Annotated in this window: 9 protein-coding genes; 3 read left to right on the forward strand and 6 right to left on the reverse strand. The window is 66.9% G+C overall.

What is annotated here, in order from left to right; genetic code table 11:
* Positions 1-38 precede the first annotated feature (38 nt).
* From lnt to hisS, 5 genes are all read right to left on the reverse strand, one after another.
* On the reverse strand, positions 39-1,688 hold the full coding sequence (gene lnt, locus BES08_RS12590; RefSeq protein ID WP_197524371.1) for an apolipoprotein N-acyltransferase: 1,650 nt from the start codon (positions 1,686-1,688) through the stop codon (positions 39-41).
* 73 nt (positions 1,689-1,761) lie between these two features.
* Positions 1,762-2,613: a DUF4167 domain-containing protein gene (locus BES08_RS12595; protein WP_083274668.1), complete on the reverse strand. Its 852-nt coding sequence runs from the start codon at positions 2,611-2,613 to the stop codon at positions 1,762-1,764.
* A 253-nt stretch (positions 2,614-2,866) separates the two neighbouring features.
* Positions 2,867-3,721, reverse strand: coding sequence for a peptide chain release factor N(5)-glutamine methyltransferase (gene prmC, locus BES08_RS12600; RefSeq protein ID WP_069708507.1), 855 nt, complete (start codon positions 3,719-3,721; stop codon positions 2,867-2,869).
* Entirely contained in the window at positions 3,714-4,784 is a 1,071-nt protein-coding gene (prfA, locus tag BES08_RS12605) for a peptide chain release factor 1 (RefSeq protein WP_036531058.1), read from the reverse strand. The genes prmC and prfA overlap by 8 nt, the downstream gene beginning before the upstream one ends.
* A 139-nt stretch (positions 4,785-4,923) precedes the next feature.
* Positions 4,924-6,168, reverse strand: coding sequence for a histidine--tRNA ligase (hisS, locus tag BES08_RS12610; protein ID WP_069708508.1), 1,245 nt, complete (start codon positions 6,166-6,168; stop codon positions 4,924-4,926).
* A gap of 116 nt (positions 6,169-6,284) precedes the next feature.
* On the opposite strand from hisS, the gene BES08_RS12615 reads away from it, so the two are divergent.
* Together BES08_RS12615 and ppa are read left to right on the forward strand one after the other, a co-directional pair.
* Positions 6,285-8,237 (forward strand): M61 family metallopeptidase, encoded by a 1,953-nt coding sequence (locus tag BES08_RS12615; RefSeq protein ID WP_069708509.1) that lies wholly within the window; start codon positions 6,285-6,287, stop codon positions 8,235-8,237.
* 286 nt (positions 8,238-8,523) lie between these two features.
* Positions 8,524-9,066: an inorganic diphosphatase gene (gene ppa, locus BES08_RS12620; protein WP_008832446.1), complete on the forward strand. Its 543-nt coding sequence runs from the start codon at positions 8,524-8,526 to the stop codon at positions 9,064-9,066.
* 228 nt (positions 9,067-9,294) lie between these two features.
* On the opposite strand, the gene BES08_RS12625 is transcribed toward ppa, so the two are convergent.
* Positions 9,295-10,044 (reverse strand): SDR family NAD(P)-dependent oxidoreductase, encoded by a 750-nt coding sequence (locus BES08_RS12625; protein ID WP_069708510.1) that lies wholly within the window; start codon positions 10,042-10,044, stop codon positions 9,295-9,297.
* A gap of 334 nt (positions 10,045-10,378) precedes the next feature.
* Here BES08_RS12625 and BES08_RS12630 point away from each other — a divergent pair, with 334 nt between their 5' ends.
* Entirely contained in the window at positions 10,379-11,230 is an 852-nt protein-coding gene (locus tag BES08_RS12630; RefSeq protein ID WP_069708511.1) for a sulfurtransferase, read from the forward strand.
* The last annotated feature ends 57 nt before the right edge of the window (positions 11,231-11,287 follow it).

Below are 11,287 nucleotides of genomic sequence, written 5' to 3' on the forward strand. Positions count from 1 at the left end.
CCTTGGGATATAAAGGAAGCTTTATGTGAGTGCGCGGTCTAGACCCGACGGCGCCCGAGTGCAACCACGCAAAGCGCAACCGCCATCAGCAGTGCGGCAAGCGCGAGCGGAAGAACGTTGCCCAGCCGGGCAAAGAGCGTCGGCTCATGGGCCTGCGGGATCAGCCCGTCGAGACGACCCGCCTGGTGGCGCGGCACAAAGGCTCGCACGATCCCGTCGGCATCGATCACCGCACTGATTCCCGTAGTGGTCGAGCGCAGCACCGGCAGCCCCTCCTCGATCGCGCGCAGCCTCGCCTGCGCGAGATGCTGGGGCGGTCCCCAGGCGCCGAACCAGCCGTCGTTCGAGGGGTTGAAGATGTAGTCGGGCCGGTTGGCAGGATCGACGACCTCGCCGCTGAAGACGATCTCGTAGCAGATCTGGATTCCGGCCTTGCCATAGGCGCCGAAGTCGACGGTGCGCGGCCCCGGTCCCGGCAGGAAGTCGAGTTGCCCCGCGACCAGACGGCTGAGCCCGATCGGCCCGAGCAGAGAGCGCATCGGCAGATACTCGCCAAAAGGCACGAGGTGGGCCTTGGAATAACCTGCCAGGATCGCCCCGTTTCCATCGATCGCGGTCACCGAATTGCGCGCCGCCTTCTCCTCCTCGCCCTCCATGACGAGATCGACGGCGCCGGTCATCAGCAGTCCGTAAGGCCCGACGACACGGCCGAGGCGGCGTCGGGCGATCTCCGGATCACCGGCATACGTATAGATGCGGTAGAGATAGCTCGGATAGCCGTCGCGCAGGAAATCGCCGAGCCCGGATTCGGGCCAGAACACCGCCCGCCGGTCCCCCGGCGCGCGCGGCAGCGACAGCAACGCGAGGCGCTGGAAATTGCGTTCGAAATAGCGCGGGTCGTCGATGAACTCCTGCCGGATGTCGGGCTGGACCAGCGTGTAGCGCACAGGGCCGGGCTGCGGAGCCGGAGGGGGCGCATGCATGGCGAAACCAAGCCCGCCCGCCAGCACCGCGACGGCGGTGGGCGCAAGCACCTTGCCGGAGGGCAGCCGGGCCATGATGCCGGGTACGCCGGACAGCAGCACCAGCACGCCTGAGAGGCCATACGTCCCGATCCACGGCGCCAGAATACCGAGCCCCCGGCTCTCGAACCCGCCCAGCAGCGCGATACCCAGCGGGTTCCAAGCAAAGCCGGTGAACAGCCACGCGCGGATCCACTCCGTCACGATCCAGGTTGCGGCGAAAGCGATAGCGAACGCGGCGAAACCGCGCGAACCTTCGCGGCGGTCAGGCCGTGCCACCAGCCAGGCAGCCAGCACCGCCACCGCCGGGAAAAGGGCGAGGTAGAGCGCCAGCAGTACCACGGCGATCATCCCCAGCCATGCGGGCATGTTCGCCTGATAAGTGAAGGCGGTCGCGATCCAGTTGTTGCCGAGGGAGAAGTGGCCGAGCCCGAAGCACCAGCCGAGCAGGAAGACCTGCCGCCCCGTCCTTGCCCGAACCACCAGTTCGAGCAGCCAGGCGACGGCGATCAGGGTCAGCGGCCAGAGCGCAAGGGGCTGGAAGCCGCAGGCCGCGAGGACGCCGGCGGCCATGGCCGCCAGCGCGCGCCCACCCGGCCGCGGGGGCACGGCCAGGGCAAGGGTTCTGAGGAAGGGCGAAGCGTACCGGTCGGACTGCATCGCCATGGGCTTGTAAGCCCGGCCCGGCGCGACGCAAGGGACCAGTTACGGTCCCGTGCACGCGCGCCGGGAAGGAGGGTCAGCCCTCGACGGCCTCGGGAGCGGCCTCATCACCCGCGGCAGCCTTGCGGGTGCGGCGGCGGCGCGGCTTTTCCTCGGCGGCAGGCTCGGCCTCGGGAGCCGGAGCAACGGCTTCGGCGGCGGGCTTGGGCGTGCGCTTGCGGGCCGGCTTGGCCGAGATCGCGGGCGGAAGCATCGCGGCGTCGAAGCCGGCAGGCTCTTCCTGAGCGACGGGGGCCGGAGCCTGCTCCGCCTCGCCCCGGGGCTCTTCGCCTTCGTCCCGGCGCGGGCCGCGCGGCTTGCGCTGCTTCAGGCCGCGCGAGGCGCGATTGTCGCGCACGAAGGGATTTTCGGGCGGCTCGTAAGGGTTGGCCGACGCATCGCCAGCGTCCGCGACCGGCTCGGCCGCATCCTCGACGGCAGCGGCAGCGGGCTCCGGAGCACGCTGTTCATGCCGGGGCTCGTACTGGCGCTGCTCGTACTGGCGCGGTTCACGCTCGGGGCGCGGAGCGCGTTCGACGGGAGCCGACGGCGCTTCGCCGTAGGGATCGTCGTACGAACCGTAATCGTCGCCGTAATCGTTCTGGCGATGATCGTCGCGGCGCGGCTGATTCGGCTGGCGAGCGTCTTCCTGGCGCTGCTTCTGGTCGGCGATGACGCGGAAGTAGTGATCCGCGAACTGGAGGTAATATTCCTCCGTCACGCGGTCGCCATTGAGGTGGGCGTCGTGCGCCATCTTCCGATACTTTTCCAGAAGCTGCGGCGCATTGCCACGTGCCCTGCTGTCGATCCGGTTGGTCTGCTGGCCGCCCTGCTGGCGGTTGTTACCGCGGCCGCGCCGACGGTTGTTACCACGATTGTTGTTATTCAAGGGATGACTTTCCTCAAAACCCCGGGCTTTAAAACCCTGGCACGCTCCGGTCCCGATCAACCGGACTGCCGTACGTCACATGATCCCGACCGGCCCCCCGGCCGCCGCGATTTTCCCCATCTGCCCTGTCGGTTGCGTTGACGCCGCCGACCGCTTGCAAATGCTGGAGGCGAACCGGGTATGGGAAATCATCGTCCATCGGCCGGTTCGCGGTAATCATTAGGGATTGTAGAGGACGATTCCAAGCGGAAACTTACGCCCCAAGTACGTTTGTCCCCGAAAACGCGACGACCCGGTCGCGCCCGCCCAAATCGCGATGAACCCGGGACGACAGCCCGGCAGCCGCGCCGATCGCCGCCACGGCGTCGGCCTGCCGCCAGCCGATCTCGACCATCGCCACACCGCCTGGGGCCATGAGGCCGGGAAGCTGGGGCACGAGGACGCGGTAGTCGTCCAGTCCCTCGGGCCCCGAGAACAGCGCGCCCGCAGGCTCGAAGGCCCGGACCGAAGTGTCGAGTTCGGCTGCATCCTCGACGTAAGGCGGGTTGGTGAGGATCAGGTCGAAGCGGCCGAGATCGGCCGACCAGCCGGCCTTTGTCCAGTCGGCCACCAGCAGCCGGGCGGCCGGAGCATGGCGATCGGCATTCGTCTGCGCGACCGCCAGCGTCTCGGCCGAGCGGTCGATGGCGACGCCTTGCGCCTCCGGCCATACCGACAGCGCCACCAGCAGCAGCGCGCCGGTTCCGGTGCCGAGATCGAGGATGCGGGCGGGCGGGCGGGCGGCCAAAGCCTCGCGGGCGGCCTCGATCAGTGTCTCGGTATCGCCGCGCGGGATCAGCGTCGCCGGGGTGACCGCGAGTTCGAGGCCGTAGAACTCGGCCGTGCCGGTGATGTAGGCGACGGGCTCATGCGCGGCGCGCCGCTCGACCAGCGCGGCGAAGCCCTCCGGCGCCGGATCGCGCATGCGGCCGAGCAAAAGCTGCGAACGGGTGACGCCCAGCGCATGGGCCATCAGGACTTCGGCGTCGAGGCGGGCAGTATCGCTGGTTTCCGAAAGGCGTGAAGCCGCATCGCGGATGGCTTCGACTACGGTAGTGCCGTCAACCATCCATCGCTGCCAGACGCTTGGCCTCGTCCTCGGCGATCAGTGCATCGACCAGTTCCGCCAGCCCCGGCCCTTCGAGCACTTCGGGCAGGCGGTGGAGCGTCAGGTTGATGCGATGATCGGTGACGCGCCCTTGCGGGAAGTTGTAGGTGCGAATGCGCTCCGAGCGGTCGCCGGAACCGACCATGGCCTTGCGCGCCTCTGCCTCGGCGCCCTGCGCCTCGTCGCGCATCTTTTCGTAGAGGCGCGCGCGCAGGACCTGCATCGCCTTGGCCTTGTTCTTGTGCTGGCTGCGCTCGTCCTGGCAGGTGACGACGATGCCCGACGGCAAGTGCGTGATGCGCACCGCCGAATCGGTGGTGTTGACGTGCTGCCCGCCCGCGCCCGAAGCGCGGTAGATGTCGATCTTGAGGTCCTTGTCCTCGATCGCCACGTCGACCTCGGTGGGTTCGGGCAGGACCGCGACGGTGGCCGCCGATGTGTGGATGCGCCCGCCCGATTCGGTCACCGGCACCCGCTGCACGCGGTGAACGCCGCTTTCGAACTTCAGCTTGGCGAAGACGCCCGAGCCGGTGACGTTGGCGACCACTTCCTTGAAGCCGCCGACATCGCTGGCATTGGCGCTGACCATCTCGACCCGCCAGCCCTGCTCGGCGGCGTATTTCTCGTACATGCGGTAGAGGTCGGCGGCGAACAGCGCGGCCTCGTCGCCGCCGGTGCCGGCGCGGATTTCCAGCATCGCCGGCCGCACGTCGGCGGCATCCCGAGGGAGCATGGCGATGGCGAGGCGGCGCTCGGCCTCGGGCAGCTCTGCCTTGAGGCGTGCGGCTTCCTCGGCTGCAAGGGCGCGCATCTCGGGGTCGGGGTCTTCGAGGTTCAGCAGCGATTCGAGTTCGCCGCGCATCGACACGACTTCGGCGGCGGCGCGCGCGACGGGCTCCAGCTCGGCATAATCGCGGCTTGCAGCGACGAAAGCCTCACCTTCGAGAGTGCCGGAAGCAAGGCGCGCCTCCAGTTCGGCCAGACGGCCGCCGAGCTGGGCGAGGCGAATGTCGGAGATCGCCATCAGCGTGCGCCTTCCGGGGCTTCGAGACGCTGCGCCTGCCCCTTCGACAAGCTCAGGGTGAGCGGAGTTAGCGTAAAACTCCAACCCCGCTCAGGCTGAGCATGTCGAAGCCCTCCGCCAAGTTGTGGCCATGCTCCCATCACGGCTGGATGGTCACCAGCACCTGCTCCACGGCCAGCCGCGCCGGGGTGGTTTCACCCGCGCGCAAGTTGGCGGTGGGCACGCCGTCCTTGACCACGAACGAGACGATCGCCTTCGCGTTCGACTTCACCGCCTTGTCGAAGCGCTTGCGCGGGCTTCCCGTGGCGATGATCTCGGCATCGATTCCCTGGTGGCGCAGCGCGGTCAGCGTCTTGAGCGCGAAGTGCAGCGCCGCATCGTCCTCGACCGCGAGCATCGCCGTCAGCGGCGCTTCGGTGGTCTGGCCCGCATCGGCCACCAGCATCGCAAGGCGCTCGATCCCCGCTGCCCAGCCGACCGCCGGGGTCTCGGGACCGCCGAGCGCGGCCATCAGGCCATCGTAGCGACCACCGCCCAGCACGGTCCCTTGCGCACCCAGCCGGTCGGTCACGAACTCGAAGGCGGTGTGACGGTAATAATCCAGCCCGCGCACCAGCGCCTCGGCGCGAGTCCAGGCGACGCCCGCCGCATCGAGGCCCGACGTCACCGCGCCGAAGAAGTCCTGCGCCTCGGCCGAGAGGAAGTCGTCGATCTTGGGCGCATCGGCGGTGAAGGGCTTGTCGCGCGGGTCCTTGGAATCGAGGATGCGCAGCGGGTTGCGCTCGAGGCGGTCTTGCGAATCCTCGGACAATACATCCTTGTGGCCGCGGAAGTATTCGACCAGCGCCGCGCGCCATGCCTCGCGGCTCTCGCCGTCGCCCAGCGTGTTGAGCTGCAGAGTCACGCCGTCCGCGATGCCCAGTTCCTTGAGCAGCTGGTCGGCCATGACGAGGAGTTCCACGTCGGCCATCGGCTCGGCCGCGCCGATCACTTCGGCGTCGATCTGGTGGAACTGGCGATAACGGCCCTTCTGCGGGCGCTCGTAACGGAACAGCGGCCCGTGCGTCGCGACCTTGAGCGGCGCGAACTGCTTCCAGCCGTCGGTCAGGTAGGCGCGGGCGATGCCGGCAGTGAATTCGGGGCGCAGCGTCAGCGATTCGCCGCCGCGATCCTCGAACGAATACATCTCCTTGGAGACCACGTCGGTCGTCTCGCCGAGCGAGCGCGAGAACACGGCGGTCTTCTCGAACACCGGCATTTCCACGCGGCGGAAGCGGTAGAGCTTGCGCACGAGCTCGAAGGTCTCGACGACGTGGGCGAAAGCCTCGGCATCGGCGCCGAAGATGTCCTGGGTTCCGCGAATGGCCTGTGGTGTGGTGTTCATGACGCGCGCGTCTAGCCGCAATGGCGCACTTCGTGAAGTGGCCCCGCCATTTTGAGAGGCCAAAACGACGGCATCAATGGTTGCCAAATGCGGCAACAAGCGCAAAGACCTGCGCAATGAAGAATCTGCTCAAGGGCGCGACCCTCCTCACCTCCCTGCTGCTGTCGACTTCCGTTTTCGCGCAGGATGCCAACCGCTCCACCCCGATGGCCCCGCCGCTTCCGCCGGAAATGCCCGCCGCGAAGGACGTGCCTTATGCCGGCACCATCGGCCTGAACATCGACGCGAGTGACATTTCGCGCGGCGTCTACCGCGTCACCCAGACGATCCCGGTCGCACCCGGCGCGCGCGATCTGATCCTGCTGCAGGCGGGCTGGCTGCCGGGCAACCACTCGGAGACCGGACCTTACGGCCTCCTCGCCGACATTCACTTCTATGCGGACGGCCCCAATGGCACTCGGGAAATCGCCTGGGTGCGTGACACCGTCGCGGTCAACGCCTTCCACCTCGCGCTGCCCGAGGGGACGAAGACCGTCACCGCGAAGTTCGTCCACACCTCGCCGCTGCAGACCAGTGAGGGGCGGATCACGATGACGCAGGAGATGCTCAACCTCCAGTGGGAGAAGATGAGCCTCTACCCGGCGGGCTACTACACGCGCGGCATCCCGTACAAGCCGACGGTCACCTTCCCCCGGGGCTGGCAGGTGTTCACCGCGCTCGACGGCTTCCAGCGGACCGGCGACACCGTCACCTGGAACACCATCGACTTCGAGCGCCTCGTCGATTCGCCGATCTTCGCCGGCATCCATTCGCAGCGCTGGGACCTGGGCCAGAACGTCTTCATGGACGTCGTCGCCGACGAGCCGGACCTCCTCGCGATCAAGCCCGAGAACCTGCAGACTTACCGCAACCTCGTGAAGGAGGCGACGACCACCTTCGGCTCGAAGCACTTCGACCATTACGACTTCCTGCTCGCCCTCACCGACCGCATGGGCGGCATCGGGCTGGAGCATCACCGGTCCAGCGAGAACCAGCAGGAGCCCAAGTCGTGGACCGACTGGGCCGGGATGGACTGGGACCGCAACGTTATCGCGCATGAATTCGTGCACAGCTGGAACGGCAAGTTCCGCCGCGGCGCCGATGCCTGGACGCCGGACTACCAGCAGCCGATGCAGAACACGATGCTGTGGGTCTACGAGGGTCAGACCCAGTTCTGGGGCTATGTGCTGGCCGCCCGCTCGGGCGTGCAGTCGCGCGACATGGTCATGGCGATGTTCGCCACCGCTGCGGGCAAATATGCCGAGGGCACTCCCGGCCGGTCGTGGCGCTCGGTCGAGGACACCGTCAACGCGCCGCAGCTGATGCGCCGCCGCCCGCTGCCCTACACCTCGCTCACCCGCTCGGAAGACTACTACGTCGAGGGCGCGCTGACCTGGCTCGAGGCCGACCAGATCATCCGCAAGGGCACGGGCGGCGCCAAGGGGCTCGACGATTTCGCCAGGGCCTTCTTTGGCGTGCGCGATGGCGACTGGGGCGAAGTGACCTACGACTTCGACGAAGTCGTCAAGGTGCTGAACGGCGTCTACGCCTACGACTGGGCCGGCTTCCTGCGCACGCGCCTCTACGACACCAACCAGCCCGCACCGCTGAACGGCGTGCAGATGGCCGGCTACAAGCTGGTGTGGAAGGACAAGCCCAACGCCTACGAAAAGGGCATCGCCGAGGAGCGCAAGACGCTCGACCTCACCTACTCGCTCGGCGTGACGCTGAACAAGGACGGCGACGTCACCGCGACCTTGTGGGACGGCCCGGCCTACAACGCGGGCATCGTCAATGCGACGAAGATCGTCGCCGTGGGCGGCCGCGCCTATTCCTCCGACGTGATGAAGGACGCGATCACCGCCGCCAAGACCGCCAAGGCGCCGATCAGCCTGCTGATCAAGCGCGGCGAGCGATATCAGACGGTGGCGATCGACTACCACGGCGGCCTGCGCCACCCCTGGCTGGAGAGCACCACACCGGGCAAGGTCAACGGCTTCGACAAGCTGCTGACCGCGCGCGCCAAGTAACGGGCATTTGGAAATCCGCTGAAGCGGATTTCGCGGCACCGGCCCTCTCCCCCACCCGACCACCCAACGATAGTACCCTATGGGTGGTCGGGTGGGGGAGAGGGCCGGTGCCGCTCCGAAAATGCCCGCCCGGGCATTTTCGAACAGACTCTTACCTCCGTATTCGCGCAATCATCGCAGTATCGTCCGAAATGGCTGTTGCGACGCAATAAACGCGACGCTAAGCCCGCGCCCAACGTGTGGCCCGCCACGCAGACGAACAGTGCGAAAATAAAGAAGGACCATTATGCGCATCGACATGATCCCCGTCGGCGACAACGCGCCGAAGAGCCTGAACGTCATCATCGAAGTTCCCGTCGGCGGCGAGCCGGTCAAGTACGAGTTCGACAAGGCCTCCGGCGCGCTCTTCGTCGACCGCATCCTGCACACGCCGATGCGCTACCCGGCGAACTACGGCTTCGTGCCGCACACCCTCTCGCCCGACGGTGACCCGCTTGACGCGCTGGTCGTCGCCCGCTCGCCGTTCATCCCGGGCTGCGTGGTCAAGGTGCGCCCGATCGCCGTCCTCAACCTCGAGGACGAGCACGGCGGCGACGAGAAGCTGCTCTGCGTGCCGATCAACTCGACCTTCCCCTACTATTCGCACGTGAACGAGAAGGAAGATCTGCCCGACATCGTCTACCAGCAGGTCGAGCACTTCTTCACCCACTACAAGGACCTGGAAAAGGAAAAGTGGGTTCGCGTCGGCACCTGGGGCAACGCCGCCGATGCCGCCCGCATCGTCGAAGAGGCGATCGAGCGCTACGAGGCCTCGAAGACCGAAGCCTGAGCCAGAACGATTTACCGCGTTTTCCGAGTCATCAGGTGATCCCACCTGATTAGAAAACGCTCTAGAGTTCACTTCCCATGTGGACGGGGGCCGGCAGCGCAAGCTGTCCGGCCCCTTGGCTTATGGGGGACACCCGGCCTCGAAGGGCTTCGACAAGCTCAGCCTGAGCGGGACTGAAAGAGACCCCAGATCCGCTCACCCTGAGCCCGTCGAAGGGTGGCCCCCGCCTCAGCTCACCACGCGGCCGCCGTTGACGCCGATGGTCTGCCCGGTGACGTAGCTCGAAGCCTCGTGGCACAGCCATGCGCAGGCATTCGCGATATCGGCGGGCTCGCCCATGCGGCGTACCGGAATCGACTGGAGCAGCACTTCGGTCGGGACCTGGAAGCGCTCGCGGTTGGCCTCGGACATGATCGTGCCCATCACCGATCCGGGCGGGATGTTGTTCACGGTGATCCCGTAAGGCCCGAATTCCTGCGCCATGGAGCGCGTCATCGTCACCACCGCGCCCTTCGACGAGGAATAGCAGATCATGTTGAGCGCGCCGGTCTGCGCCGACGAGGACGAGACGTTGACGATCCGCCCCCAGCCTGCATGCTTCATGTCCTTGATGACCAGCTGCGTCATCACCATCGGCCCACGCACATTGATCGCGTAGACGAAGTCCCAGCGCTCGTCGGTCAGTTCCTCGAACGGCGTGAAATCGGTCACGCCCGCATTGTTGACGAGGATCGAGATCGGCCCCAGCGCATCGCGGCACTTCTCCACGGCGGCGGCAGCCTGTTCGCGGTTGGAGATGTCGGCGCCCAGCGCGATGGCAGTGCCGCCCGCATCCCTGATCGCCTTCACCGTATCCGCGCAGCGCGCCTCGTCGAGATCGAGCACGCCCACCGCGATGCCGTCCTGCGCCAGCCGCTTCGAGCAGGCCGCGCCGATCCCGGCAGCGGCCCCGGTGACGATGGCAACACGATACGTCATGCATTCTCTCCCGAAGATTTGCGCGCAGGATTACCGGGAATTGCGCCACGCAGAAGCAGTGCTTGGTGGCAGAGAAGCAGAATCCGCCACGGCGACGTCACAGGTCGTCCCGTGCCTGTTCGGGACGACGGCAATGCAAACCCCGATCCAGTCCCTGCGTCGAGCCTTCGCGCCTATCCGTCAGCCCGCCACATGCACCTGTTCGACACGTGACTTCTTTCGACGAACGACATGCGAAGTAACATCTAAGCAATCGACATATAGTGTTCGTCACGCCTATTGTCCCTGCGTTCACCACAACACATTTCCAGTGGCCCACAGGGCAAGGACAACGATGACTTATGAAACGTTGATCGCGGTCGACGCGCTCAAGGACATGCTCGCGTCAGGCGCGGACGTACTGATCTTCGATTGCGAATTCGAACTCGGCGCTCCGGACAAGGGGCATGACATTTATCTGAAGGGCCATATCCCCGGCGCGCGCTACGCCCATCTCGACGAGGACCTCGCCTCCCCGCCCGACGGCAGCAACGGTCGGCACCCGCTTCCCGCTCCCGTGGCGATGGTCGCCTGGCTGCGCGCGCAGGGACTGCGCAAGGGCCAGCAGGTCGTCGCCTACGACAGCAACGGCGGCGCCTGGGCGGCGCGGCTGTGGTGGTTGCTGCGCTGGCTGGGCCACGCCCCGGTCGCGGTGCTCGACGGCGGCAAGCCGGCCTGGGTCGATGCCGGACTGCCGCTGGAGACGAGCACCCCGCAAGTCGCCGCCTCGGGCGATTTCGAGCCGGGCGATCCTCTCGTGCCCGGCCCTGTGAACGCGGCCGAAGTCCGCGCGAACATCGACACGCGCGCCGCGAAAGTGCTGGACGCCCGCGATCCGTCGCGCTTTGCCGGCACCCCCAATCCGCTCGATCCGGTGGCCGGGCATATCCCGGGCGCGCGCAACCGTTTCTTCCGCGACAACCTCGATGCCGACGGCCGTTTCCGCCCGGCCGGGGAACTCGCCTCCGAATTTATCGCATTGCTGGGCGAGGCCCCGGCGATCCTCCAGTGCGGCTCGGGCGTGACCGCCTGCCACAACGCGCTGGCCATGGCGGTGGCGGGATTGCCCGCCGGACGGCTCTATCCCGGCTCCTGCAGCGAGTGGATAGCCGACCCTGCAAGGCCCGTGGCGACAGGGTCCGATTAAAGGACTGCAACCTGCGATATGACAGCACTTGTGAATTGCATTACGGCGAAAAAACGC

Origin of the sequence: Novosphingobium resinovorum, from assembly GCF_001742225.1 — a bacterium.
GTDB lineage: Bacteria > Pseudomonadota > Alphaproteobacteria > Sphingomonadales > Sphingomonadaceae > Novosphingobium > Novosphingobium resinovorum_A.